Source organism: Acetobacter malorum (assembly GCF_001580615.1).
Classification (GTDB): Bacteria; Pseudomonadota; Alphaproteobacteria; order Acetobacterales; family Acetobacteraceae; genus Acetobacter; species Acetobacter malorum.
On the sequence record NZ_LHZC01000039.1, the window covers coordinates 47,398 to 69,991 of the forward strand.

The 22,594-nt window shown below is 52.1% G+C and carries 33 protein-coding genes; 16 read left to right on the forward strand and 17 right to left on the reverse strand.

The window, feature by feature from the left end:
• Positions 1 to 262: 262 nt before the first annotated feature.
• The 7 genes from AD930_RS03690 to AD930_RS03720 all read right to left on the reverse strand — a co-directional run bounded on the left by AD930_RS03690 (position 263) and on the right by AD930_RS03720 (position 5,680).
• On the reverse strand, positions 263 to 766 hold the full coding sequence (locus AD930_RS03690) for a hypothetical protein (protein ID WP_156476835.1): 504 nt from the start codon (positions 764 to 766) through the stop codon (positions 263 to 265).
• Positions 763 to 1,053: a hypothetical protein gene (locus tag AD930_RS03695; RefSeq protein WP_061505172.1), complete on the reverse strand. Its 291-nt coding sequence runs from the start codon at positions 1,051 to 1,053 to the stop codon at positions 763 to 765. Before AD930_RS03695 ends, AD930_RS03690 begins: the two co-directional genes overlap by 4 nt.
• A complete protein-coding gene (locus tag AD930_RS03700; RefSeq protein WP_061505173.1) occupies positions 1,043 to 2,176 on the reverse strand; it encodes an ATPase, T2SS/T4P/T4SS family in 1,134 nt (377 codons plus the stop codon). The genes AD930_RS03695 and AD930_RS03700 overlap by 11 nt, the downstream gene beginning before the upstream one ends.
• A 110-nt stretch (positions 2,177 to 2,286) precedes the next feature.
• Complete coding sequence (locus AD930_RS03705; protein ID WP_156476836.1) at positions 2,287 to 3,477, reverse strand: type IV secretory system conjugative DNA transfer family protein; 1,191 nt, start codon at positions 3,475 to 3,477, stop codon at positions 2,287 to 2,289.
• Complete coding sequence (locus tag AD930_RS03710; protein ID WP_061505175.1) at positions 3,446 to 4,207, reverse strand: hypothetical protein; 762 nt, start codon at positions 4,205 to 4,207, stop codon at positions 3,446 to 3,448. The genes AD930_RS03705 and AD930_RS03710 overlap by 32 nt, the downstream gene beginning before the upstream one ends.
• Positions 4,208 to 4,212: 5 nt before the next feature.
• A complete protein-coding gene (locus tag AD930_RS03715) occupies positions 4,213 to 5,376 on the reverse strand; it encodes a ParM/StbA family protein (RefSeq protein WP_167375136.1) in 1,164 nt (387 codons plus the stop codon).
• A 25-nt stretch (positions 5,377 to 5,401) separates the two neighbouring features.
• The gene (locus AD930_RS03720; protein WP_061505177.1) at positions 5,402 to 5,680 is read right to left on the reverse strand and encodes a hypothetical protein; all 279 of its coding nucleotides are present in this window, start codon (positions 5,678 to 5,680) and stop codon (positions 5,402 to 5,404) included.
• 682 nt (positions 5,681 to 6,362) lie between these two features.
• Here AD930_RS03720 and AD930_RS03725 point away from each other — a divergent pair.
• Complete coding sequence (locus AD930_RS03725; RefSeq protein ID WP_061505178.1) at positions 6,363 to 6,617, forward strand: hypothetical protein; 255 nt, start codon at positions 6,363 to 6,365, stop codon at positions 6,615 to 6,617.
• Positions 6,618 to 6,679: 62 nt separating this feature from the next.
• Here the strand turns inward: AD930_RS03725 and AD930_RS17655 are convergent, their stop codons facing one another.
• Complete coding sequence (locus tag AD930_RS17655; RefSeq protein ID WP_156476837.1) at positions 6,680 to 6,823, reverse strand: hypothetical protein; 144 nt, start codon at positions 6,821 to 6,823, stop codon at positions 6,680 to 6,682.
• 90 nt (positions 6,824 to 6,913) lie between these two features.
• On the opposite strand from AD930_RS17655, the gene AD930_RS03730 reads away from it, so the two are divergent.
• Positions 6,914 to 7,945, forward strand: a complete 1,032-nt coding sequence (locus AD930_RS03730) for a hypothetical protein (protein ID WP_156476838.1) — start codon at positions 6,914 to 6,916, stop codon at positions 7,943 to 7,945.
• On the opposite strand, the gene AD930_RS03735 is transcribed toward AD930_RS03730, so the two are convergent.
• From AD930_RS03735 to AD930_RS03760, 6 genes are read right to left on the reverse strand one after another with little or no spacing between them, the layout of a single operon-like run.
• Entirely contained in the window at positions 7,936 to 8,319 is a 384-nt protein-coding gene (locus AD930_RS03735; protein ID WP_061505180.1) for a hypothetical protein, read from the reverse strand. The two genes, AD930_RS03730 and AD930_RS03735, sit on opposite strands and share 10 nt — an antisense overlap.
• Complete coding sequence (locus AD930_RS03740; RefSeq protein WP_061505181.1) at positions 8,316 to 8,699, reverse strand: hypothetical protein; 384 nt, start codon at positions 8,697 to 8,699, stop codon at positions 8,316 to 8,318. The genes AD930_RS03735 and AD930_RS03740 overlap by 4 nt, the downstream gene beginning before the upstream one ends.
• Positions 8,700 to 8,701: 2 nt before the next feature.
• Positions 8,702 to 9,085 carry a hypothetical protein gene (locus tag AD930_RS03745; RefSeq protein WP_156476839.1) on the reverse strand — a complete coding sequence of 128 codons (384 nt, stop codon included), beginning with the start codon at positions 9,083 to 9,085 and terminating at the stop codon, positions 8,702 to 8,704.
• A 13-nt stretch (positions 9,086 to 9,098) separates the two neighbouring features.
• The gene (locus AD930_RS03750; RefSeq protein WP_061505183.1) at positions 9,099 to 9,995 is read right to left on the reverse strand and encodes an ATP-dependent Clp protease proteolytic subunit; all 897 of its coding nucleotides are present in this window, start codon (positions 9,993 to 9,995) and stop codon (positions 9,099 to 9,101) included.
• Positions 9,996 to 10,021: 26 nt separating this feature from the next.
• Positions 10,022 to 11,380, reverse strand: a complete 1,359-nt coding sequence (locus AD930_RS03755) for a type II toxin-antitoxin system HipA family toxin (protein ID WP_061505184.1) — start codon at positions 11,378 to 11,380, stop codon at positions 10,022 to 10,024.
• Entirely contained in the window at positions 11,380 to 11,697 is a 318-nt protein-coding gene (locus AD930_RS03760; protein WP_061505185.1) for a helix-turn-helix domain-containing protein, read from the reverse strand. Before AD930_RS03760 ends, AD930_RS03755 begins: the two co-directional genes overlap by 1 nt.
• A gap of 302 nt (positions 11,698 to 11,999) precedes the next feature.
• Between AD930_RS03760 and AD930_RS03765 the strand changes: the two genes are divergently transcribed.
• Genes AD930_RS03765 through AD930_RS03780 form a run of 6 tightly spaced genes read left to right on the forward strand, consistent with a single transcriptional unit; the run spans position 12,000 to position 14,701 of the window.
• Positions 12,000 to 12,974 (forward strand): hypothetical protein, encoded by a 975-nt coding sequence (locus AD930_RS03765; protein ID WP_061505186.1) that lies wholly within the window; start codon positions 12,000 to 12,002, stop codon positions 12,972 to 12,974.
• 21 nt (positions 12,975 to 12,995) lie between these two features.
• The gene (locus tag AD930_RS03770; RefSeq protein WP_061505187.1) at positions 12,996 to 13,268 is read left to right on the forward strand and encodes a hypothetical protein; all 273 of its coding nucleotides are present in this window, start codon (positions 12,996 to 12,998) and stop codon (positions 13,266 to 13,268) included.
• Positions 13,265 to 13,510, forward strand: coding sequence for a hypothetical protein (locus AD930_RS17660; RefSeq protein WP_156476840.1), 246 nt, complete (start codon positions 13,265 to 13,267; stop codon positions 13,508 to 13,510). Before AD930_RS03770 ends, AD930_RS17660 begins: the two co-directional genes overlap by 4 nt.
• Positions 13,500 to 13,754 (forward strand): hypothetical protein, encoded by a 255-nt coding sequence (locus tag AD930_RS17665; protein WP_156476841.1) that lies wholly within the window; start codon positions 13,500 to 13,502, stop codon positions 13,752 to 13,754. The genes AD930_RS17660 and AD930_RS17665 overlap by 11 nt, the downstream gene beginning before the upstream one ends.
• Complete coding sequence (locus AD930_RS17670) at positions 13,751 to 14,212, forward strand: DUF6283 family protein (RefSeq protein WP_156476842.1); 462 nt, start codon at positions 13,751 to 13,753, stop codon at positions 14,210 to 14,212. The genes AD930_RS17665 and AD930_RS17670 overlap by 4 nt, the downstream gene beginning before the upstream one ends.
• Positions 14,213 to 14,224: 12 nt before the next feature.
• A complete protein-coding gene (locus tag AD930_RS03780; protein WP_061505189.1) occupies positions 14,225 to 14,701 on the forward strand; it encodes a hypothetical protein in 477 nt (158 codons plus the stop codon).
• Between the two features lie 310 nt (positions 14,702 to 15,011).
• On the opposite strand, the gene AD930_RS03785 is transcribed toward AD930_RS03780, so the two are convergent.
• On the reverse strand, positions 15,012 to 15,407 hold the full coding sequence (locus AD930_RS03785; protein WP_061505190.1) for an outer membrane protein assembly factor BamE: 396 nt from the start codon (positions 15,405 to 15,407) through the stop codon (positions 15,012 to 15,014).
• A gap of 280 nt (positions 15,408 to 15,687) precedes the next feature.
• On the opposite strand from AD930_RS03785, the gene ssb reads away from it, so the two are divergent.
• The 8 genes from ssb to AD930_RS03820 are packed head-to-tail and all read left to right on the forward strand — an operon-like array spanning position 15,688 to position 21,489.
• On the forward strand, positions 15,688 to 16,200 hold the full coding sequence (ssb, locus tag AD930_RS03790; protein ID WP_061505191.1) for a single-stranded DNA-binding protein: 513 nt from the start codon (positions 15,688 to 15,690) through the stop codon (positions 16,198 to 16,200).
• A 30-nt stretch (positions 16,201 to 16,230) separates the two neighbouring features.
• On the forward strand, positions 16,231 to 16,476 hold the full coding sequence (locus AD930_RS17675) for a hypothetical protein (protein ID WP_156476843.1): 246 nt from the start codon (positions 16,231 to 16,233) through the stop codon (positions 16,474 to 16,476).
• Positions 16,476 to 16,970: a hypothetical protein gene (locus tag AD930_RS03795; RefSeq protein WP_061505192.1), complete on the forward strand. Its 495-nt coding sequence runs from the start codon at positions 16,476 to 16,478 to the stop codon at positions 16,968 to 16,970. Before AD930_RS17675 ends, AD930_RS03795 begins: the two co-directional genes overlap by 1 nt.
• A 13-nt stretch (positions 16,971 to 16,983) precedes the next feature.
• Positions 16,984 to 17,577, forward strand: coding sequence for a lytic transglycosylase domain-containing protein (locus AD930_RS03800; RefSeq protein WP_061505193.1), 594 nt, complete (start codon positions 16,984 to 16,986; stop codon positions 17,575 to 17,577).
• A 28-nt stretch (positions 17,578 to 17,605) separates the two neighbouring features.
• Positions 17,606 to 19,681: a hypothetical protein gene (locus tag AD930_RS03805; protein WP_061505194.1), complete on the forward strand. Its 2,076-nt coding sequence runs from the start codon at positions 17,606 to 17,608 to the stop codon at positions 19,679 to 19,681.
• Between the two features lie 34 nt (positions 19,682 to 19,715).
• Entirely contained in the window at positions 19,716 to 20,831 is a 1,116-nt protein-coding gene (locus AD930_RS03810) for a hypothetical protein (RefSeq protein ID WP_061505195.1), read from the forward strand.
• Between the two features lie 18 nt (positions 20,832 to 20,849).
• The gene (locus tag AD930_RS03815) at positions 20,850 to 21,236 is read left to right on the forward strand and encodes a hypothetical protein (RefSeq protein WP_167375137.1); all 387 of its coding nucleotides are present in this window, start codon (positions 20,850 to 20,852) and stop codon (positions 21,234 to 21,236) included.
• Positions 21,237 to 21,282: 46 nt separating this feature from the next.
• On the forward strand, positions 21,283 to 21,489 hold the full coding sequence (locus tag AD930_RS03820) for a hypothetical protein (RefSeq protein WP_061505197.1): 207 nt from the start codon (positions 21,283 to 21,285) through the stop codon (positions 21,487 to 21,489).
• Between the two features lie 61 nt (positions 21,490 to 21,550).
• Here the strand turns inward: AD930_RS03820 and AD930_RS17680 are convergent, their stop codons facing one another.
• Both AD930_RS17680 and AD930_RS17685 read right to left on the reverse strand, forming a co-directional pair.
• Positions 21,551 to 21,721, reverse strand: a complete 171-nt coding sequence (locus AD930_RS17680) for a hypothetical protein (protein WP_156476844.1) — start codon at positions 21,719 to 21,721, stop codon at positions 21,551 to 21,553.
• A 372-nt stretch (positions 21,722 to 22,093) separates the two neighbouring features.
• Entirely contained in the window at positions 22,094 to 22,240 is a 147-nt protein-coding gene (locus AD930_RS17685) for a hypothetical protein (RefSeq protein WP_156476845.1), read from the reverse strand.
• Between the last annotated feature and the right edge of the window lie 354 nt (positions 22,241 to 22,594).

Sequence of the window (22,594 nt, forward strand, 5' to 3'; positions counted from 1 at the left end):
CTTTTCCTCACAAATACGAATGTTTTCATGTTGTATTTGATTGATTGCAAACAATGATTGCAATGAAATCATGCAAACAATGATTGCATTGCAATCATTAAGGCGCGGCAAGCAGGTGTTCTGTTTCACACATACCCACAACCAAGCCGCCCCCTCTCCTCCCCCCTTAACCGGGGAGAGGAGGCGTCATGGTCATGGATATGTGCAAAACACCGACCAGCGGGAAGAAGGCGATCAGTGACAAGAGACGCGAGCTACGGCTTCACGCTTTTCCAAACTCGTGGCACGCTTCAAGCGCAGGCCCAATCACGTCCTGTCTCGTGACCAGCATTTTTGTCGCGGCGCTGGCGCACAGATGCAAGAACAGACATTGATCGTCTGTCATGGTGCCATTGAATTGTATGTCAGCCAAACGATACCCGAAGAAGCTATCTGCCCGCTGCTCAAGGATAGGACGGAAAGGAGCTTGATCGGACGGGGAGAGTTCCCGCGCCAAATTCCCGGCCAGTGAGGCAATAAGAGGGGCTACAAAGTCATCAGACAGCCAGACGACAGATACAGAGCCATCGACAAAAGCCGTCTCTGCAATTTTGGACTGCACAAAGATGGTTTCAGCATCATCATCGCTAGACATATAGCTGAACAGACGAGCGACGACTTCACGCTGTTGTGCAGCAATGGAGCGCGTCACTTTGCTTGGAGAGAACAACCAGCGAAGCATGATCTCGCTGGAAGTCCGGAATCTGAATTTTGCTTCGCTGCTCATGGCCGGATGATCCATGTCAGGCCGTACACAAACCTAACCCAGAGGTATTGCGCCATCTCAATCGGGCCAAACTTCCGGCGAGAGCAGAAGAACAGATATATGAGATAGAAGAACGTAACGACCAGATCGAGATAAAAGGCCGGAAAAGACGGCATCCACCGCTGAATCCACATCGTAATGAAGAACGACGGAAAAAACAGTATGATAGACCAGTGAAACTTGCCGAATGTCGGGGTTCGGGAAGTCCAGCGGTAATCTATCTGCGGTCGTTCGAGACTATCGCTCATGCACTTTGCCCTCCAAATCTCTGGCATGATAGCCATAGGTGATAAGCATCTGATGGCCGGTTTCTTCGCTGATTTCTCCGGCCTGATACTTCATGCGGATAGTCTTTCGCATTGAGCGGGATGCTCTAACGTCCTGCTTCAGATCACCCGCGTCAATGAATTGCTGAAGCACACGGACATGCTTTTCTGGCCCGGCTTCTTCCAGCTTCACCCGAAGATCGTCGTCAATCGCCTGCCATTCGCGCAGACAGGTCATTTTCGGGTTTTCAGGCGTCCATAGCTTGTGTCTGACGAGACGTTGCGACACGAACAGGCGCATGTTTGCAATGAGGCCGTAGAAGGCTTGTGCTTGCAAATTCTCTGGAAATTTCTGCATGAAACGAGCGAAGGCTACAGCTACTTTATTGGCATGGCCCGTAGTCCATAACGGGCACCCGGTCGCCATCAGTTCGGTTGCGGCTTCAATCGTTTCACGATCACGCATCTCCTGAACCATCACCCCATTCGTGGCTCTCCGGAGACTATTTCGAGCGCCACGTCCGAATGTTGGTAGGTTCACGGGGATTTCGACTTGCGTAATTGTGCAGCAATTCGACTCAATGAGATCAAATTCGTATTCGATAGGAGCCTCATAAGTCGCTATGTGGCCTCTGATATTCGTCTTTCCTTCAAGAACGTGACGAATGACAGCCGCTCCAGAGGACGATTTGCCTGATCCAACCGGGCCGAGAAATCCTACACCGCCCTGCTCAGGGGTCGCGTATTCGATGATTTCGGGTTCGAGGCCGATACTCTCGCACGTTGGCACAATAGGGTTGAAATACCGGGCAATGCCCTGAAACCCTATCCCGCCTTCAAAGAGAACTGGCGTCAGGTTCAACCGGAAACGATGGCGCAACGCCACGCCATAATCGTCTTGGCGCTCAATATCGGAAATAGTAAATCCGCTATCATGATCCTGCCCGCCGTTAAGCTCAAAAACCACGCTGTTAGTCTTGGTAATCCAGCCAATAATGTTCTCAACGTGAGATTTGCTCAACGGACGGGTGATAGCCGTCAGGCGGCTATGATGTTTGACGAAAACAGGCTTTCCGGTTTCAAACAACAGATCAGACATAGGCATACGCACCGCCTTATTGACGATGCGTTGCCAGTTCTCGCGGCTATCGGGGCGAAGGCCGCAATCCTCGACCTCCCCTCTCCATGTCCCATAAATATGCTGGTCGTTTGACCTCACCGGGGAGCATCCATTGAGCTAACGTGAGCACTGGCAATGGCTGCGCGGTTCTGGAATTGAGGTGTAACAGTCAGGCCAACGCGCATCTCATTCTGCGATGCGGCTTTGCCGTTCACATAGATAGCGCCATGCCGGTTCTCGATGGCGACACGAGACAGGCTGATAGCGCCCTGCTGTTCAAGCTCGTAATACCGAACCATGCCTGCGTAATCCCGATCCAGCCGGGCCATCCGTTCAAGAAAGTCGTTACGGGCTTTCTGAATGCCTTGCGTCCAACCTTCCTGCACGTTTCGCTTCCACAGGTCGCGGTCGCGTGCCTTGATTTTCAGCCCGGACGGTAGCTGGATTTTTGGAGCATCCAGAAACAGATAGTCGCGCCACGACGGGGAGCGGTCAGTGACATACGCCTCTTGAGCAACCCGGAAGGCACCAGTCGTCAGGTAAAGGCAGTTTACGCCACAGCTTTCTGACGTTGTATCCACGGCTGAAATAACCGGGGGCATGACATAGCCGTTGCGCAGCCGGTCAAAGTTAAAGCGCCTGTCCATATCAGCCGCGTATTCGGGGGCGTATTTATTCAGGCGTTGAGCCTCTGATGCGAAGCCACCCCGACGGCCCAGAGACCGGGCAGCATTGGTCAGATAGGAATTGCGGCCAGCGTCAATATCGTTCTCATTGCCACCAAAGAACTGACTAGACGGATTTTCCAGATCCTTCTCGTTGTAGCTTCCGGCTGCGAAGGACTTGGAATAAGCGCCAGCCTGACCCTCACCAAAACCGTCTGAACCTTCATATCCAGATTCATCATGGTCAGTCGTGGGCTTGCTTTCATTCCGGTAATACGTCGGAGGAGGAGCAAACACCGTCCGTTGCGTCTCGTTGGGGTCTTTCGGTTTGGGGAGGCCGAATGTCGTCACCGGGTTTGCCGCTGACTGGTTCGCGGGCGTGTTTGCTGGCGGTTGAGGGGCACCATAGGGCATCCACGGCTGTTGAGGCGTAATCCCGGCTCCGAAGCCGCCGCCATAACCGCCGCCGCCGTAGCCGCCATAACCACCTAGCGACGGGACACCGCCATACTGCATCACGTTTTGCGCGTGTGCCGCGCCAATGCCAACAACGCTACTGGTTAAGGCGCAGGACAAGCAAAGAGCAGCCCTACGCACAATAGTTGCTCGGATCAAAGCCACCTAAATTTCCTCCATTAACTTCCGCTTTGTCAGGGCTAGTGTGACTAGGCGTTTCATCTTCGCCCACTATATCACGTTCTGACATTACTTCATCAGATTTATTCGTCTGTATATCCCCGCGATGTTCGACAATCTCCGCCTTGTGGTCTTCTGTTTTCGTGTCGTCATTGCGTTGACCAGTAGGAGATTGGGACGACTCTGTTTTATCTTTAGAAAAGTCGTTGATTTCCTCTGACGGGATAGATACAGTCTTGGTTGAAAGCTGACTTTTGGTGGTTCTTTTCTCACCATTGCTCGACGAACCGCTAAGGTCACTTTCTCCGTTTGGTATATCTGGACGGACTAACTCGGACGGATGGTGTTCTGCACTCCCAGATACCTTCCTTCTTTTTCCATCATTCTCCACGCTAACCGGACGATCCTCATTGCGAGGGTCGCCCGGTGACGCATCTGCATGTGAGACGTTTTGTCTCACTTCTTTTGGTGCGTTTTTGACGCGGCGATGGGAAACCGAGCGGCGGGCCGGTTCATCTTCGACCAGACCATTCTCGTGCATGTAGCCGACGAGCATCAGCCGGAGCATTTCGCTCTTACGAGACCCCGGAGCTACATCGCCATCCTCAGAATACAGGTGCGCGTAAAGCAGGGGCCAATACCCCTGCTGCGGCCACGAGAAACCGTCACGGGCAATACGCCCCCGCGCATTGATACGGTTTTTCGGCGTGCCCATGCCCTTTATCCTTTTTTGCTGGCGTGACGAACCTTGAGAAACTTCGCCATGCCGCGAGCATTCGCAAAGCGAGGTTCAGCCGGGATCACCATCAGATCGTCGTGATAGATTCCCTTGATATGCTCACGCATGAGTTCCGTGCCGCCGCCAACAAAGATGATTGCGGACAGTTCGGACTCCTCACCCACAGCATAGGAAATCTTGGTGCGCAGGCGCTTGATGAAAGAGGCGGAAACCTTTGCCACCAGATCGCTCACATCCACAGGTCGCCCGAAGCGGGACAGGGTGCGGGTGAGCAACACATTCTCCGGGTCGCTGACCCGCTTAACCCCGTGTGATTCAATCAGGGCATCCTGCAATTCATGCGCGAGGCCGAGAGCGCCCATATCAAGAGACTTGGACGTTGAGAGTTCCAGCATGGGGGCCGGGTTGGACTTGGACGCAGTGCCAGCAACCACGTCTGTCGTTTTTCCGCCAATATCGACCAGCACAAACCGACCGGAGCCGTAGGCAAAGCGTTCGAGAAAGTCGTTGTTGTTCGAGATGGTCTTGCCATCATAGTTCCACACGAGATCAAAAAACGCGGCGGTGCCTTCCGACATGACGATCTGATCTGCCACCGTGTAGGGACAAGGCTTCAGCGCCAGTTCGGGTGTCTCTGTATCGTAGGCAAGCACGGGGAGCGAAAGATTCAACTTCTTTGCTTCCACCAGTTCCTTATTGACCTTCCCATTGCCCGCCAGATGATAGTCTGAATACGGGAGGGTAGTGCTGATCTCAAACCGAGCGCCCGGCTTGCTGGCTGCGATTGTATGCAGGGCGTGATGCACCAGCACGCGGTTCCGGGGCGATGTGGGGTAGTTCGGATCGCGGCTTTCATCGACGCCGCCCCAGCCTAAGCGCCCCCGGTTGATTACCGTCATTTGCTCCTGCGCGGTTGGCGACGGTTCCTTATCGTCCCCTTTGAGCAGCGCGTAGAAGTTTGGTGGTGCTGATCCATCGGCCTGCACTTCTTCAAAGCCGGGCGTCGTTCTGGACGCGAACGACCACTCTTGAAACGCGCCGGTAGTCCCGCCCTCAAACGTGACAACTTTGGTTTCGGAGTGCCCGTCGTCGATGGCAACCAAAACATCGTTTGTCGCTGCCGTAGAAGGCTTCTGATTAGCCATATCCATCATTCTCCCAAGTGATTGATTATGAGCCGGGCTGCGCTACGGCGGACGGTTGAGGCTGAACATAGCCCTGCCGATCATCCACCTCGACGCGCCCGCGAAGGGCTGTTGCCCGATTGATCTCGTTCCGGTCGGACTGCTGTTGTGCAGGGTTCCGTGGCACCACAATCTGCTCCTCTTGCATCGTGTGGGCGAGGAAGTGTTGCGTCTGTTCGTCGGGTGTCGGCTGATGAGCGCACGCCGAGAGACCAAGAGCAGCGACAAAAGGCAACGCCGCTGCGAATTTATTCACTAACTTCATGTGAAGAACTCTCCATTGTCGGGTTTAGCGTTCCCCTTGTCGTCTGTTCTGACGAATTGAAACGACTAAAAGACCTATTACACCAATTCGCACTAAAGCAATAGGCCGCAACGGTTGTAAGTGTTTCGTTGCATACGAAAACAAACATGGCAATCAATGATTGCATTGTTTGCTTTAATGGCAATAAGTGGCTGTTTTCCGCGCTTTATCGAGCATTCATGCGTTGCATTCGCAGGCATGATCGTGAGCGAAAAAAAACTTACTTAGGTCGAATAAACATAACCTGACACGGGTTGAGTCGAGTGAATACGGATAGAGCTTACTTGTATCAACTCGTATCAAGTCGCATCGACTTTCGAAATGGTATGATAGTAGGGGGGAAATCTATCTTGATGTGACAAGTTATCTGTGCAGATAGTGTTGGGCGTCTGCCGATTATGCGTGATGCAGGGCTTCGGGTCGGGCTGGTCTCTATTTTCAGGGGTGGCGTCTGCCCGTTATTGGCGTGTAATCGACGTATTGCGGTTTGGTCTCATACGAATAAGGAAGGCATCATGTCGTTGGGTAGGTGCTCTTTCGGATCAGGGGGGCGTCTAATTGGCTCTGTATGGCTCCCGATGGTTCCGGAAGTGGCGCGTATTGGTCAGGATTCAGACGAATTGATGCAGGAGGGCAGACGAAAATGATTGATTTGACGGATTTCGAGCGGAGTTGTCTGGCGGGGATTAAGGCGTATTGCGGAGCCGGGCAGCGGGCCGTGTATGCCGATCCAAGGAAGGTTGAGGCGGCATCAAAACTTGCGAGCTTGGGCTTGCTTGAGGCCGAGCTTGTGGCGGCTGGTGTGTATGCGTATGCGCTGACGCCGGAGGGATTGGCCGTCGTGGACGCTGATGAAGCAGCCGACGAAGAACTGTCTCATTCGAGGCCGAAGCAATGACAAAGCATCCCTCTAGGATATGCGCCGCGATACTCCGTTTTTTGCGTTCGGAGGGCTATGATCTACCCGGCCCCGATCACCATTATCGTATCGAGCGTACCAGAGCCGGGCACTGGCAGCGTTCCAATGGAGCGTGGTCTTGGTCGCTGGAGTGGGTTGGCGAGGGTCAGCGTCCGTACCAGACTCACAATCTGCCGGGCAGCCATTACCCCGCCAAGCTCTGTATCCAGACGGGGGCAACCATCGTTGGCAATACGATTTATCCGCCCACGCTTTCAGCAAAGACATAGGCAGACGTGATCTCTCAAGAGACAGAGACCTTGTATCGGCGGCAGTCGGCTCGTTTCATCCAGTGGGTTGCCGATCAGGAAAGAGAGACGCCTGATATTTGGGCTGACGCCTTGCAGCACTATGCAGGGCATCTATCGCTCAAGTCGTGGCGGCTCTATCGAAACGCGCTCACATGGCACATGCGGGAGACTTATGGGCCGGTAGAGACCGAGCGGTTCTTGCGGCTGACGGATGCCGGGCCGAAGCCTCCTATGAAGCGGAAGCGGTTGCAGCGCCGGGTTGATCCGCAAGTGCTGAAGATCCTCCTCACGCATCTCTGCGGAATGCGGGGATCAATGGGGCGGCGGGTGGCTGACTTAATGGTGGCGACGATTGCTACAGGAATCAGACCATCAGAATGGCAGGCTGTCACACGGCCAGACGCCAGACGCATAAGGGTGCAGAACGCGAAATTTAGGCCGAATACTCCATTGCAGCCGGGCCGGGGGAACGGACGTGTGCGCGAGCTGGTGCTGTCGGAACGGATTGTGGGATCAGAGGTCGATGCAGCAATCAACAGGACGATGCTGTGGCTTCAAGAACATGAGTGGAAGTCTGTGCAGCCATCGACAAGCCGCACGCTCAAGGCTGCTCTGGGAAGCCTGATTACAGCCCGGCAGATCGGTGAGGCATGGCGCAAACTCCGCATTTACGATTGCAGGCACCAATTCTCGGCAGATGCGAAGGCAACGCTTGATCTGTTCGGTGGTGAAGTCGCGGCGGCGATGGGGCACGGATCAGCCATGACGGCCATAGAGCACTATGGGAAGCGTCAGCACGGCAGGAGTGGCCGGACGATGGTTCGTCCATCGCAGGCGTCTGTGCAGGCCGTGCGGCAGGAGACGCTTGATATGGTACGGCTGACGGTGAAAGAGGATGCAGGTAGGCGGCTGGCGAATAAGGGTAGAGAGCCTACGAAACAGGACAGGCCATCTCTCCGAACTGGTGAGGTATCAAAACGGCCAGAAGGTAGCGGTGTTGCCCCGGATCATCCCTGATTGATTGCCAATATCTGCTTCTGTCGTTCGGTTAGCGTCGATTTCATGCGCTGCGCATGTCGTGCCAGCGCAATCTCTGCATCAAAATTGAGGGATATGCCGGGTGTTGGTTGTGGGGAGCATTCGATCTGGTCGAAGCAGACCAAAGAGACAAAGATGCCGGGCGCATCAATAAACTGGCTTCGAGGGCAGTCCGAGCCTATGTGAAAATCCTCGCATTTGATAACCCAAGACCAGCCACCACCACGCCCCCCGGCGCTCACAAGTGCGACGTTGACGGGGAGTATGGCGGCTATCTCTGGGCAAGATGATAACCGCTCGACGATCTTTGCTGCCGCGCTCGACGGGCGGTGCTTGTGAGTGCCCCGGATCATTCGTGGCTAATCGCCAATTTATTGAGTTTCCGAGCTTCCTTGGCGATCTGCCAGAGGCATCCAGCTACGAGGCCGCAAACTACCACAATCGTCGCAAAGCTGATGATTTCATGGATCAGGAACGATCTTAGGGTGAATACAGCGCCGGTTATCTCGTGAGACGAACTCTGCGCTACGCTGCTGGCAAACGCCTCAATGTCTGTATTGGAAGCTCCGAAGATAAATCCGGCAATCCCCGCAAGTGTTGTGAAACCCGCGATAGCTACGCCAAAGCCTAGTGAAAAAATGCCACCTGCTTTTAGGGCGCAGAGCGAGCCGGATTGCGTGAATAAGCTACGAGCCGCGCTTTTAACCGTCTTGTTGTTTTGTTTGTCAGTCATCGTCATTTTCCTTCAATTTCGGCTTGCTCTCGGTATTTCTGGATCACGGCTTTAAGGGACGTATCAGCATCATCAGGCCAGATACCGCCCGTCCAAACGTCAAGATCGTGTCCGTTGCACCGTAGGAGGATAGCGGCAGCATGGGCAGCTTCTTCCAGTGTAGGCAGGCGTTTCGCTGCATTCTCGGCTGCATCCAGCACGCTCTTGTTCGCGGCCAGACGTTCAGTCAGGGTCGTGCGTGCCAGTGGGCGACGGGAGGTGCTGGATACGGCATCTACGGCGAACTCGGTTTTGTCAGGGTCTATGTCGATTTTTTCGACAATCGTTCTAAGCCATTGGTCGCTGGCGCGGAGGGCATCGAGCGCATTGTTGGGTATGTCTGTCATGGTGTCAGTTCCCTTACTCATTGAAGTCTGTCCGGCTTGCAGGCAAATCCGCAGACAGAACCCCTTTAGGTTCGACATGCTGTCGCGCAATGTTTCCTGCCGTTCCCACGAGATAGCGGAAGATGGTTGTCATGCGCGTCCACCAGCTTACCGGGCATTTAACCTCGTGCGGCTTAATCAGTTCGTGCGCGATAGTCTGGCGATATATGCCGAATGCTACTGCGCAGTTACCGCGTGCTGTGGTGTCATCCTGCTCGCTGACAGGCTTATTTTCAGGCCCGTTCGGATAGGTGTAGCAAACGAGATTGTAGGGAGAGTGCTTGAACGCATCATCTCTTAAAGCGAGCGCGTATAAGGCAGGATCGCGTTGCTTGATAAAAGACTTGTACCGTGCGGCGCTGAGGTCGAACTGGCGTTCTGCGAGGCAAGAGAGGTCTTGCAGGGAATTGGCGCAATAGACGGCATGTAGGCCAAATCCGGCTGTTGGATCAGCTATCCGATGCTCTCCAGCTAGGAATAAGGGGACGCAGGCCGATCCGCAGTAGCCCTTAGCACCAACAACTGTGGTGACATGAAGGTTTTGAAGCGAAGCCGCCGCAAAAAACATGGCTTCTACGTCTCCCCCGCCACTTTGGAGGACGATCTTGATTTCTTTGTCGGCAGGTTGTTTGGCGCGTGCCGCCTGAGCCTGCCCAACAAGCTCCATCATGCTTTGCTGGCTAATGTCACCATTGAAGCGAATTGTTGTCCCGTCTGGCAGGGTGGTTATCTGGGCGCTGCCGTAAGTCACCGAGCATTCTGAGTGCATCACGGCAGATACGCCCATCATCCAGCCGGAAAACACAAACAGTCCGATCGGGATGGTTGCAAGAGCCGTATAGCCAAGAGCTTTGTCGAATTTCTTACCCATATCCGCATTGATACCTAAATCTATGGTTACGGCGAAAAAGACGGCCCTTCGTCGTCTAGTTCGTCATCATCTTCCTTTTTATAGGTCGAGTTATTCGACAAAGAAACTGTTTTATTGGTCAATGATAGAGCTAATTCGCTTTGATTGTGGTCAAAAGCAGGGCGATATGATCTGATTTGATCGGGTGTCATACCGGAATCGCGGGCAAATGATTGCCATCTATTCTTAATGTCGTGGGCCATCTGACCAATAAGGGTGGTTGCCTGATCCCGTGGAATCTCGAAGCGGTCTGATGCTTCGATCAGGGCTGCGATACTGGCTTCGTCACCGCTGGCTTCGGAGATCCACGTTTTCAGGAAAAAATCATAGGCGCTGCGTTCGGGATCGGGATTCACGTCGAACATGGGAGAAAGATTCCATCGGCCATCCCGGCAGTACAGGAAGCCGTGGTTTTTCAGGTGATCGTCACCATTGGAGACAAGGATTGAATAAGCCACACGCTTGAACAGTTCGTTCATTTCCCTGCGTGGGTTGTCGGCATACGTCCGCATAGCATCGGCAATTTCGGTGTAGGTATGGCTTCCTTCAGCCGAAGCCGCGCCCATAAAGCTCTGGGCGGATATGTAGTGATGCCGGGTATTATTTTTGCTCCGGTCGAAGCGTTCAATCAGCGCGATTGGTTCGTCGGGTGAAAAGGCAGCTATTTCTGCTTTGGAAGCTCGCAGGCCGAGAGAGCCAGCAAGACGCAGGGTCATGACTTCCGCCCTTTCCGTTGGTTTGCCTTCTCGTGCGCCAGTAAACTTCGCAATCAGCAGGCGATTGTTATCTTCATCGCGGATCGTGGCTTTTGGTCTGGCTCCACCGAGAGACCCGGCAGGATGCCGGAGTAAGGCAATTTCAGCGGCGGTTTCGCGGTCTAGTTCTGTTGCTCGTGCGGCTCTGGCCAAATCTTTGAGGTCTAAGAGTGGCGGGGCGCGTAACCCCCCTTCCCTGATGATCGGCTCTGCAAGGTAGGAGCCTGCTTCATCCCGGTAGCGTAGAGCGCCGATGCGGGCGTAATCATCCACATTCACGAGCATGTCGTAATCTGTCAGGCGGCCAGTATGGCCGGTACTGCGCAGGGAGCGTTTGATAACGCGCTCACCCCAACTGTCGGGACAGCTATCAGCAATGGGGAGGGGGAATGCGGGCGTTTTCCCTTCACGGGTGCTGAAATAGTTCTCTTGTGAGAGAGGCATTGTTGGGGAAAGAGCGAACGCCTGCGGGTTGGATCGCCATGCTTGCGAATAGATAAACGCGGAACTCTGGCGAGAGCCTTGTACGTCGAAGTGGAGTGTCCCTACTTCAACGCCGGTATCACCGAGCATAACGGATAGCTTTTTCATCAGAACTCCGCTCCTGAAGCTATGGCAGGCTTACGCCGTACTCGTTTTGGTAGTCGTGTCTTGTCGATAACGAGGCCGGTCTTGTCGTCAGCTACGTCGATCAGGTTCTGGATGCGCCCAAGCTCTCCTATGACGTGCAGAACTGCGCATAGTGTTCCAATCGAGACGCCGGGATCGCCGCTTTCGAGGCGCTGGATGGTGCTGGCAGACAGGCCGCTCGCTTCCGCAACATCTGCTCTGCGGAGATGCCGCTTTATCCGAGCCGTTTTGAGATCGGTGCCAAGTCTCTTAATGGCGATAGCGATGGGCGGGAGCATTTTTCAAACTCTCTTAATGACCGATATACGAATAATAATGCCTTATTATATGTCACATATACAAACCTAAAATAGGAATGATTGGTGGGCTGGTAGATGCGGAGGGCAGGTTCGATAACCAACAAATAGGATTGATACCCATTCTAATCGTTAGTTTCCCAATTAAATGACGATATTCACGACTAAAAAAAGAGATGGAACGACTATAACACGAAAAAAATCTCTGAAGGTCGATTAAATGTGTTGCGCTGGCTTTCCATGTCATATAAACATGACATTAAGGACACCGAAAGGCGAAGATCATGAGCGAGAAACGAGACTTTTCATCTGAATATCCGTCCCTGTTCCAGTCGCAGGCTTCGGAGCGTCAGGCCGACCGTATCATTGCAGCCCTAGAGATTATTCATGGTGGGAATGAACAAGGCTCGATCCGCAATGCCGACTATGTTGACGCCAAGGATACGTTGAGCCGGGCGGTAGGTTCGGGTTGGGACGAGATTCAGAAGCTCTATCTCTCCGTTATTCGGGGGCGGGATGATCGGTTTGATCCGGTCGCTAGAGCCGCGTCTGAGCTTTATTACGGGCCAGTGTCAGGATTGCATGATGTGCTGTCTTTGAGGAAGAAGATCGCAAAAGCCGAGAAAGCAGGGCTTTCTGGGACAGATTTTCAGACGTTCCTTGAAGGTGCGGATCGCTTTGAAAAGGAACTGGTTGGGCTGGCAGGGATTGTCCGTGCTCTCAAGCAGAAGGTCGTAAAGGGACGTGCCCCTCGCCCTGAGCCGGTTCCTGTAAATCCGGATCAGGTTCGCGGAACGTGCCCTGTGTGTTTTTCCAATCAGGCCATCAGGAACGGTACGCTTGTCCATCATGGCTATCAGAGGCCGGGTGAAGGCTATCAGACGGAAAGCTGCGCTGGCATACGGTTCCGCCCTTTTGAGCGGTCTGTAGAAGGCACTGAGGCGATGATTGAAAGCCTCAACAAGAAAATTGCCAAATGCCAGAATGCGCTGGCGGATCGTGAGAATTGGCTGAGTGTCACCATGCTCAAGAGTGTCCGAAAAAGCGCAGAATTTCCTAACGGGTATAAACTGGTGGAGATCCTGCGTGGTGCTGACGGATGGAAGGCAGCTTACGCGGAAAAAGTGAGGGAATGGCAGGCCAAACAACGTCAGGCCGAAACTAATCTTGCCTTTTACGAGCAGAAAAAAACGGAATGGAAATTAGAGCCGCTTCGGAAGGCGGATGGCACGATCTTACCCCTCGATTTCGAGGGGTGAGGTCAGCAGGGAGAGAGCATCATGAACAATAAACGCCGAGCCGAGATCAAGCGCCTGCGCGAGCTGTTGGAGGAGATTAGCGGCCCTATCGCGGAGATCAAGGAAAGCATGGAATCTCTGCGGGACGAGGAGCAGGAAAGCTACGACAACATGCCGGAAAGCCTTCAAGGCGGTGCAAAGGGAGAAGCGGCTGAAAAAGCGGTTTCAGACCTTGATACAGCGGTAGATGGCATGGACGAGATCGAAAGCAAGCTGACTGAAATTCAGGAAGCCTTGGAAGAAGCCGCGCAATGACGAAAACAGTAACAGAAAGAGAGGTCGCTATACTTCGGGGTGCCGACAAATACGGCATTACTGTTGTTAAAAACCAATACTATCAGGTTGGCGGTCATGGAAATGTACCTGTCCGATACAATGCTTCCACACTCTATGCGCTGGAACGTCGCGGGTTGCTCGTTCATGATGGCGTGTGGCGAGCCACTGATGCCGGGCGGGCGGTTTTGAAGGAAGCATCAGGGGGAAGTCATGTCTCATGAAAAGCATCTTACGGAACGGCAGAGCATGGTTCTCTCTGCTATTGGTCGTTCGCTGAAGGAAGGTCGCAGAGCGGTGTCAGCGGCAGAAATTCGCCGTTCGGTATGGTCTGGTACAGCGCAACGTCTGGCGCTCCCTACCGAGGTTCTGCCCATTCTCGATGAATTGCAGGGGTTGGGCTTGGTGTCAGGCGCGACAGAGAGTGATTGTGTTCGGCGCTGGAAGTTAAGCGGTAGGACTTCATGAAAAAGAAGCCTGTAGGCGAGCATATCTTTACGGAAGCCGCCAATGCCGAATGGGGCGTCTCACAATACCGAGTAAATCAGTCTGAGCGAGATCCGGCGCATTCTTTCAGGAAGCGTTTTTGCCGGACGTGTCCGTGGCTGAAGGCCAACATAGGGGTGTTCCCTGCCCGTGCGTTCGAGGTTTCGGCTCCTACGTCATACGACATACCTGATGCGTTTGAGCATGGCTCTCCATCATTCCAATGCCATTCTGATCCAGATCGCATGTGTGCAGGCTATATTCGCTCAATCAACGGTGTGCATTCGTTGCCGGTTCGGAGATTGGCGGCGCAAGTGCCCGGCCTCATGGATCAGATTGAGGAAGCGCCGTCAGAGGCGTTTGAGAACTACCGAGATATGGCGGTCGCTAATGGGGTTGAGGAAGGATCGCCTTCAATAAAAAAGGTTAGAACCGAGTAGAAAGATAAATACATGAAAAATATGAAGGTGTTTGCTGGTCTGATCGGCTTTTCTGCCATTTCATTTTGTGCCTCTGCTCAAGCAGAGGATATTTTTTCAAGAGTTGGGAAGGCCGTTACGGACGCCTACCCTGAGCTTGCCCCTAAACCGGAAATAACCCCCCTGAGAATTATTGCTTTTGATGGGGTGAATTACCGTATTTACGGAACAGATGAGTGTCAGAATCCTACGGGCGGATTTTATCCTCGTAGTTCGTGCGTTGCTTTCCCTAAAGAGGCCAACAAGTCGCCTGTAGATCGAGCGGTGCAGTTGCTGGTGGTGCGTCCGGACAATCCGGATAGATCAGAGCGCATGACGACAGGCGTTATTCGTCTGGGGCTAGGCAAGCATGGTGAGGCGACGGTTTGGCTGAAATCAATCGGAAAAGATGGCGGGATCATTCATACGTTCGATGGCGATGGGCTTCCGGGTATGAGTAAGAATGGCTGAGTATAACTCGTATCAACTCGTACTAACTCGTATCGAGTTGATACGAGTTTATACGAGTTAGCGCGACTAGATGCCGGTTATCTGATGGCTGATGGAATGTAGGCTGGCATTGTTTGCCATCATTGCTTGCGCTGAAAGACTGCAAACAATGATTGTAATGAAACCATGCAAACAATGATTGCAAACAATGATTGCAATGAAATCATGCAAACAATGATTGCATATAAATCATATAAAACAGAGATTGCGAAAGACAAAAAAAAAGCCCCTCCATCTTGAATGGAAGGGCTTTCGACGGCGCAGGGGTAGATCAGAAAAGACCGGCCTGCGATTTGGTGTTTGAGCTATTCATGGCGTGGTGCCAGACGCGATCACCCTTGAAGATGATGACCAGACTTTTCGATGTGCCGTGAGAACTCTGATGCACGTCGCCGTAGAGCGGGATGAAATTGGCAGCGTCCATTTTGTCATTAGCGAAAGAATACTGCCATTCTTCGTTGCCTGAGTCCGTGAAGGACGTTCCAGCGGGATCACCGAACATCGTGCGGACTTCTTGCTTGGTTGTCACGCCGTCGTGGATCTTCTGATCGACCGACGCTGAGGTTTCATTCTTGATGGACTCATTGCCGCCGCTTGCGCAGGCAGAGAGTAGGAGGAGGGCAGACAGGCATCCAGCGGCAGCGGTCAGCTTTTTCGGGTTCGTCACAAGTTACCTCACTTCGTATAAAATGACGGAGATGCGTACCAAAAATATGGGCTTCTGTCTCCTAGATTGTTCATACATACACGAATACGAGTGCAATTTGTTACGACTAAATATGTATGACACCCAACAAATGGTAAGTTTTCAATATATTGAATAGATACCTAACGAACTTATGAACAGACACGACGATATAATAATTTTTTGTCGATTATTTATCTTGATGTTTTTCGTTCTGTGTCATAAAAACATGACATAAACACCAAAACAGGGAGATCGTCTGGTGGCTGGTAGTGTTAATAAAGTGATCTTGGTCGGAAATCTTGGGAAAGACCCTGAGATTCGTAATACCCAAGGTGGTACAAAGGTGGTCTCCTTTAACGTGGCGACCAGCGACACATGGAATGACCGTCAGTCAGGCGAACGCCGCGAGCGCACGGAATGGCATCGTGTTGTTATTTTCAACGACCGTCTGGCTGACGTGGCAGAGAGATTTTTGCGCAAAGGCCGCAAAGTTTACATTGAGGGTTCCTTGCAGACGCGCAAGTGGACAGATCAGTCTGGTCAGGAACGCTACACAACAGAAGTGATTATTGATCGTTTTCGCGGCGAATTGGAATTGTTGGATCGTCCGCGTGATGGTGAAGGCCAGAACAATCCCGGTGGCGGCTACGGCAGTGGCAATGCAAGCCCGCAGGGGCAGGGGGCGCGCTCTGGTGGAGCTAACCAGCCGGGCAACGGCGGATGGGATGCTCCGTCAGGCGGCAACGACTTGGATGATGAAATACCATTTTGAGCCGGGTGGGGTAGTAGCTGAGTGTCCCTTATGAAGCGCATGACAACAGAGCAGTTCGTTCGATTGGGACAAGCTCTGTTCGGGAAAGCATGGAAAGCCGAGATGGCTCGAAATCTCGATGTTTCTCTGCGCCATGTTCAAAGAATGGCCGATGGTTCTTCAATCATAACTAACGACGTGCGCGATAATTGTTTTCGCGTAACAGAAAGCAGGTTGAGAGAAGTTCGTTCTGTTGTCATAGAAGTTTTTGGAAAATCATGTGGAGATGAAGAATAATGATGACGTATTTTCTGGAAATATTAGCTTTGTGTATTTCCGTGGTTGTTCTCGTCTCAAGCGGTTACAAGGTTTTCTATAGCATTGTTTATGGGGAGGGGAGTTTTGGCGTTAATATAATCTATAAGTTCCTGCTTCTTGTGTCTTTTATCGGCTTTTTATGGTCACTGTATCTAGTCGTGACGTTTAAGCCAGAGGTTCCTGTAGATAACGAGAAGCCATCTCGTGTTTGCGGAACAGTATTGAAGCTCTGGCAGCAAAAAAGCGGTGGTGGAGGTGATTTATTTCATACTGATCCAGTAACTACAGATTGGGTTATGGGCTATCGTGTGGACGGTGAAGTAAAGAGCGTTTACCTTACAAATGCTGAATATGCCTCTATTAAAGAGGGAGATATTGTTACGATAAGCCATGAAAAAACCGATCTAGTATATGGATACACGGGTTTGCCTGTTTGGACTGATGTGGTGAAACCCGGATGTGACAATAAATGAACGGAGTTCGTATATGGCTTGGTTCGCGTTAGCCGCCGCCTGCGCGGTATTTGTAGCACCGGATACGACCGCCGCGATCATAGATCAGGAATCTGGTGGCAGTGTGTTGGCCGTGCATGTCAACGGCTTAAAAACTCAACCAGCAGCCCCTCATAACATTGAGGAGGCTGTGCAAATAGCGCAACGATATATCAGCCGTGGATATACGGTTGATATGGGACTAATGCAGGTCAATTCTGCCAATCTTCCGGCATTGCACGCTAGTATTGTCGATGCGTTTGTGCCCTGCTCAAACATTCACATGGGAGCGACAATCCTTGCGGCAGATTATGCGGAAGCGGCGAGCAGGATGGGAGGCGGACGAGCAGCATTGCTTGCTGCACTGTCGGCATACAATACGGGTAATTTTTATGATGGCTTCCTTAATGGCTACGTCAATAAATATACCGACGTAATTCCAGCCGGTTTGGTGGATACAGCAATCCAGCAAAAGGCGGAGCGCACCGCCAAGCAAGAGCAAAGGCATGTGGTGCAGGTTAAAAGTGTAACCGTGTCGCGCCAAAGAGTTGCCACAACCCGCGAAAATCAGGCATTGTTCTTCAATTAACCTCAAAAACAGGACAGGGGAGCCAGAAATGGTTGCGACAACGCCTTACACCAAACTGATTGACGGTGTGTCCAAAAACAGAGCAATCGTTGATTTACCGGGTCATATTCCCGCTGCGTCAGATGATTATGTCTGGCGTGGTGACGATGGCCTTCCGATCTATTCGGTAGTGGCGCAAGCAGCCGGGCGTGACTGTTCTGCGACGGTTTACCAAACTCGCTCTCTGGATGATGCCTTGCAACGGTTGGGTGGTCTCAAGGGATTGCAGGAAGATGGCAAGCTACAGGCTTCTGCGATCAGGGTAGGGGGCGTGAGCTTGCTGACTGATGTGGATCTCGATCAGTTGAGTAAGCGTAAGCCTGTCGCACCTCCTTCCTTCCTGACATGGGACGATCTCGGTGAAATAATTCGGCGGGACAAGGAGCGTTGGGCTGTCAAAGACCCGGCAATAAACATGGGGTTTGGAGCCGAGCTTGATGTGCAGCATCGAGTAGTTAATGACCCTCGGCAAGTAGGGGACGTGCCCCTGTCTCCTGCGATGGAGGCCATTTTAAGGACGGCAGAGAGGCGGGGAATGCAGCCTCACGAGATTAACCGTCTTTCCGACTTTGCCGCATTCGCACGGGTTGCAGGAGCGTCTGCCTCCGAAGAAGATGTACAGAAGGCGTGGCAGAAAACGATCAGAACGTCACCTGATCCTGACGAGCTGGCGGCGGCATGGGAAAAGCGCAAGCAGGAAATGCTTGAAGATGCGAAGGCCGCAGTCAAGAAAACAGTCCAGACGGCCAAGAGCATGGTGGCCGGTATATGGGATACTCTCACCGCTCATGCACCTGCCTCTGACCGTGATACACCACGCGACATGATGGGGTATGCGTCCGCATTGCTGGATGCGTCTAAATCTATGCCAAAAGAAATGGCAAAAAAAATGCCAGAATACATGAATGCCTATACTCGTGGCGAAGTATTGGGCGATCATTTATTCTTCAATGAAAAGACATTGCCAAAAGATGTAACGGACGTGCTTCGCCCGGTTCTGCATGGGAATGATCCCAATCCGCAAGGGTGGGTAACTCACTATCGGTTGTCAGCTAACGAAGTTTTTGACGCCATGAATGCCGTTAAAAATCAGGGCGGCAGTTCTTTGATTCATGACGGCAAGGTTATTGACGTGGCCGAAGCCTTCAGAATGCGCGAGCAGGCTATGGTGCTGCGAAGTGCCGATCTGACGCCAGAGAAGGCGCAGAAGGCCGGAGAAGCGATGTATCGGCTTTTGAGTATAGTCGGGCCGGGAAGTGAGCAGGACGTGCTTCAGCGGCTTAAAATCGACGGAAAGAGTCTATCTTCGGTCGGGCGCGGCTTTGACGTTCGTGGGGCAGTTGCCGATGGCTTTGAGGATGCTTTACGGCAGGATCGGTCATCTGGAGGGCCAAGGATCACGACGTTCCTTAATGCACTGGATGATACAATTCTAAAGACTGGTGCTGCCATGTTCAAAAAGGCTGTAGAAATTCAGCCAGAGAACGAGATTCAGCCAGAAAAAACCGTCAAAACCACTCAAGCCGATTCAGAGAAAGTCGTCTTGAATGAGGATGTTTCCACTGAGAAGCAAAAACCGGCATCGAATAATGACAGTATAGCGCAAGAAGTTGCGCATCTTTTGCTCCAAGGGCATCGCGTGGACTGGACGGCGCTCTGGTCAGATTCTCCTACTGCCCGCCAGTCTGGCAATGAGCAGCAGGCGGCGTTTAATAAAACTCTGAAAGCATTTGCAGATATTGATGAAGATCACGCTCTCTTAGCGAAGGCGATCAAAACAGAGGTAGATGAAAGCATATCACCGAAACGTAAAATCAATCTGCCCGATCATCTCCAAGCTATTATGACGCAAGCTGAACAGATCACGAGGCCGGGGCAAAAGCCGCAATCAGCGCCTCAACCAGCACCAGAGCCAGCACCAGCACCAGCACCAGAGGCGAAGCCATTGATGGTAGCTGATTTGATGAGCGTTATGGGCGATGCCGGTATGCCAGACGACGATATGGGCGAGGGATTACTAGAATTGCCTGATGATGAATTTGATGTTGGTGGGCCGGAATTATGAACTGGCGTCCTAATAATGAGAGGGTAACAATCCAATGAAGCCCGCCTATGAAGCAAATCCTAAGTATGAACTGACCGACGAACAGATCTCGATTGGTAGCGCCAAGCTGTTTCGTATTCGGGCGCTCCGAACCTTCTCGGACGTACAGGCTGGCGATCTGGGGGGGTTTGTTGAGACAGATGGTAAATATGAGGGAGGGCGTATCACACGCTCTCCGAACCTGTCTCATGATGATGATTGCTGGCTGTATGACGACGCAAAAGCATTTGCAGGAGCGAATGTCAATTTTAATGCAAAGGTTAGTGGGCAGTCAGAAGTATTTGGGCGGGCCATTGTAGGCGGTGAGTCTACTGTTGCGGATCATACTATTGTGGACGGCTTGCATGGCGATTTAAGCCAATACTACGCAGGTAGCGGTGTTACTGCGATGGTCGGCTGTTTGGCAAAAGCGCAGGGCGTAGCAGAGATTAGAGCAAGAACGCTGAAAAGCGATGATCCGCTTGTCGGTCAGCCAAAATATGAACTGACCGATGAACAAAAAGAGCATGAAGGCTCGACTGTTTATCGTATTCGCGCTGTGCGTGACTTTGAATTGGCAGATGGCCAGACAGTTAAGGCCGGAGAGCTTGGCGGTTGGGTAGAGAGCTACCGTAATTTGTCGCATGTGGGAGGCGCGTGGATAGCAGACAACGCCGCTGCGATGGATCTGGCCTTAGTCTGCGAGAATGCCCTGATGAAAGGTCAGTCTTGTGCTTACGGGCAGGCTTTGGCGAGGGGGCAGTCATTGATGGACGAGGAAGCCATCATAGCGGATCGTGTTGTCTTAGGAGGTAGAGCCGAACTGTACGGAAGGGCGCTGCTAGATCAGGGCACGCGAGCAGAGGATAGTTGCACGATTGGTGGCGATGTTCATGTCTCTGGTGGCTGGATCGGTGATGATGCCTCGTTGAGCGGAAGTGTGCGCGTAACTGGCTCACCAGAGATAGGCGGGCAGGTTGAGCTATCAGGGTCGGTTCAGGTGACTGACAATGCCGTTTTGCAGGGCAATATTAAGCTGTCAGGTAAAGACAGAGTTGGACGAGATGAGGTGCTGACTGATCTCGACGAAGAAGATCCTGAATTGTCGGACGATGTAGGGCCGGGATTTTAAGGGAGAGAGGACATGGGAATGGAATGTAAGCAGAGAGATGCAGCAGGCGATAAGCTGGAAATGCTTCATGACGTACTGGTAAAAAAAATAAGAGAATCTGCACCAAGTATAAATGTGTGGAGCGCGGCAAGAGGCAAAAATGAGTTCAGGGATAGTTACACATTGCATTTTTCTGGCGATGCAGAAGAACTTGATAAGGTGCAATGGTCTATTATTGCCAAGCAATTAAAAGAAAAAGGCTGCGATCAATTCTATGTTTCGCAAGGAATATATGATGATGGCAACGGTGTTTGGGCCGGGTTTGATTTAACTGGTCAGCCCGATGAGGTCGTGCTGGCGTTAGAAAGGGGTGAAATTGAGCCGCCTTATCGACGGCGATATATGGAAATTGTCGTGTGGGTCTGACCAGACTATGACGACCGGGAAGGATGTGCTCAGAAAAGAGCATAGGATGCTTCTGGATCGGCTTGAGGCCGGAGACCGCCTGATCCGCACGGGAGAGGCATGGAGCCTTCTTGCGGCATGTGTGATGGTTAAGGCGGAAGTGGTTGCGTTCTTGCAGAGCGAAGGTTTGCTTGCCCCATGTGGAGATGCCTTACCCTGCTTTGATGCTGCCCTGTCTCAAACATGGCAGTTTGCAAAATTAACCCGCTGTTAATGATTTGTTCTGATGGGAACAAACTCTTAATGGCGGGTAAAGATATTACCTAAAAGATCAGTCATTCCGCCAGTAGGACGACGAGGCCGCCAGCGAAGGAAAGACCAGATGCCGCCAACATGGTCATACCATTCAGCCTTATTTGCCTGTCTCCACGAATAATTCCGGCGCGGATCACCAAGACCCCTGCGGCTAACAATGCTCCGCATCCCCCAAAAAGAATGTGTTCCATCGTTACTTCTTCCCTCTCAATCACTTTAGGCCATAGCCTAGCGTCACCGTCTGTCCAGAGCTAGAAATCTGGTACTGCTGGCCTGCTCGCGCCTGAATGCTCTGTGCGTGCTCAGTGATGATCTGACGGAGGCTGTTCGGGCAGTCAGGTTCGATCTCTATGCGGAGATCGCTGAAGTAGATGGCTCCGCATCGAGCGTAATCCCCGTGCGCGGTTCTGTTTTTGTCTGCATAGAATACCCCTGTGCTGAACGTGCCGATAAACAGGTTCGTAGGGATGTTTGGTTTCGTGTGTGAGCTTGTTGTCATGGCTTGTGCTGACCTGTCCAATGCTTTCAAGGGGTTCCCCCTCCGCAGGGAGGGGGCGTTGGAGTTAGACGACGACAATGACCCAGAACAGGAAGCCCAGAGCGAACGCGCTGAATGCAATGGCCTCACCGAGAAAGCGCCCTATCTCCGGAAGATCGGAGGCTGTAATGAAGGGCTGGCGGTCTGTGTGACCGTGGGTAGAGTTAATCATGGAAGCAGTTCCTTGATGTTGGTTGCCGCAGTGTGGAAGTCCTGCGAGCAGGCGGTGGTGCCTGCATGAATAAAAATACCCAAGAAAAAACGAGAGCGCAAGAAAAAATACCCAACACGCGATAAAAAAATACCCATGATAAAACTGCATATCTGGGTATATAAAATATATTTCGGGTAATTTATTTCAGGTTGGGTATATTTTACGAATTAGCTTGACATAGTATAGATAAAGTATAGAGCAAGTAAAAAAATACTGCATGAAGTAAAGAAAAAGGTTGACAAAGTAAAACCAAGTAAAAAAATACCCGGATAAGGTATGCACGGGGAGCGGGGCGGTATGCACACGGCACAA

Bases quoted from the DNA above. Each gene is read 5' to 3' on its own strand.
- AD930_RS03690 (WP_156476835.1), bottom strand. From the start codon at position 766: ATGAGCAGCGAAGCAAAATTCAGATTCCGGACTTCCAGCGAGATCATG.
- AD930_RS03695 (WP_061505172.1), bottom strand. From the start codon at position 1,053: ATGAGCGATAGTCTCGAACGACCGCAGATAGATTACCGCTGGACTTCC.
- AD930_RS03700 (WP_061505173.1), bottom strand. From the start codon at position 2,176: ATGCCTATGTCTGATCTGTTGTTTGAAACCGGAAAGCCTGTTTTCGTC.
- AD930_RS03710 (WP_061505175.1), bottom strand. From the start codon at position 4,207: ATGGGCACGCCGAAAAACCGTATCAATGCGCGGGGGCGTATTGCCCGT.
- AD930_RS03715 (WP_167375136.1), bottom strand. From the start codon at position 5,376: ATGGCTAATCAGAAGCCTTCTACGGCAGCGACAAACGATGTTTTGGTT.
- AD930_RS03720 (WP_061505177.1), bottom strand. From the start codon at position 5,680: ATGAAGTTAGTGAATAAATTCGCAGCGGCGTTGCCTTTTGTCGCTGCT.
- AD930_RS03725 (WP_061505178.1), top strand. From the start codon at position 6,363: ATGATTGATTTGACGGATTTCGAGCGGAGTTGTCTGGCGGGGATTAAG.
- AD930_RS17655 (WP_156476837.1), bottom strand. From the start codon at position 6,823: ATGGCTGCCCGGCAGATTGTGAGTCTGGTACGGACGCTGACCCTCGCC.
- AD930_RS03735 (WP_061505180.1), bottom strand. From the start codon at position 8,319: ATGATCCGGGGCACTCACAAGCACCGCCCGTCGAGCGCGGCAGCAAAG.
- AD930_RS03740 (WP_061505181.1), bottom strand. From the start codon at position 8,699: ATGACTGACAAACAAAACAACAAGACGGTTAAAAGCGCGGCTCGTAGC.
- AD930_RS03745 (WP_156476839.1), bottom strand. From the start codon at position 9,085: ATGACAGACATACCCAACAATGCGCTCGATGCCCTCCGCGCCAGCGAC.
- AD930_RS03750 (WP_061505183.1), bottom strand. From the start codon at position 9,995: ATGGGTAAGAAATTCGACAAAGCTCTTGGCTATACGGCTCTTGCAACC.
- AD930_RS03755 (WP_061505184.1), bottom strand. From the start codon at position 11,380: ATGAAAAAGCTATCCGTTATGCTCGGTGATACCGGCGTTGAAGTAGGG.
- AD930_RS03760 (WP_061505185.1), bottom strand. From the start codon at position 11,697: ATGCTCCCGCCCATCGCTATCGCCATTAAGAGACTTGGCACCGATCTC.
- AD930_RS03765 (WP_061505186.1), top strand. From the start codon at position 12,000: ATGAGCGAGAAACGAGACTTTTCATCTGAATATCCGTCCCTGTTCCAG.
- AD930_RS03770 (WP_061505187.1), top strand. From the start codon at position 12,996: ATGAACAATAAACGCCGAGCCGAGATCAAGCGCCTGCGCGAGCTGTTG.
- AD930_RS17660 (WP_156476840.1), top strand. From the start codon at position 13,265: ATGACGAAAACAGTAACAGAAAGAGAGGTCGCTATACTTCGGGGTGCC.
- AD930_RS17665 (WP_156476841.1), top strand. From the start codon at position 13,500: ATGTCTCATGAAAAGCATCTTACGGAACGGCAGAGCATGGTTCTCTCT.
- AD930_RS17670 (WP_156476842.1), top strand. From the start codon at position 13,751: ATGAAAAAGAAGCCTGTAGGCGAGCATATCTTTACGGAAGCCGCCAAT.
- AD930_RS03780 (WP_061505189.1), top strand. From the start codon at position 14,225: ATGAAAAATATGAAGGTGTTTGCTGGTCTGATCGGCTTTTCTGCCATT.
- AD930_RS17675 (WP_156476843.1), top strand. From the start codon at position 16,231: ATGAAGCGCATGACAACAGAGCAGTTCGTTCGATTGGGACAAGCTCTG.
- AD930_RS03795 (WP_061505192.1), top strand. From the start codon at position 16,476: ATGATGACGTATTTTCTGGAAATATTAGCTTTGTGTATTTCCGTGGTT.
- AD930_RS03800 (WP_061505193.1), top strand. From the start codon at position 16,984: ATGGCTTGGTTCGCGTTAGCCGCCGCCTGCGCGGTATTTGTAGCACCG.
- AD930_RS03805 (WP_061505194.1), top strand. From the start codon at position 17,606: ATGGTTGCGACAACGCCTTACACCAAACTGATTGACGGTGTGTCCAAA.
- AD930_RS03810 (WP_061505195.1), top strand. From the start codon at position 19,716: ATGAAGCCCGCCTATGAAGCAAATCCTAAGTATGAACTGACCGACGAA.
- AD930_RS03815 (WP_167375137.1), top strand. From the start codon at position 20,850: ATGGAATGTAAGCAGAGAGATGCAGCAGGCGATAAGCTGGAAATGCTT.
- AD930_RS03820 (WP_061505197.1), top strand. From the start codon at position 21,283: ATGCTTCTGGATCGGCTTGAGGCCGGAGACCGCCTGATCCGCACGGGA.
- AD930_RS17680 (WP_156476844.1), bottom strand. From the start codon at position 21,721: ATGGAACACATTCTTTTTGGGGGATGCGGAGCATTGTTAGCCGCAGGG.
- AD930_RS17685 (WP_156476845.1), bottom strand. From the start codon at position 22,240: ATGATTAACTCTACCCACGGTCACACAGACCGCCAGCCCTTCATTACA.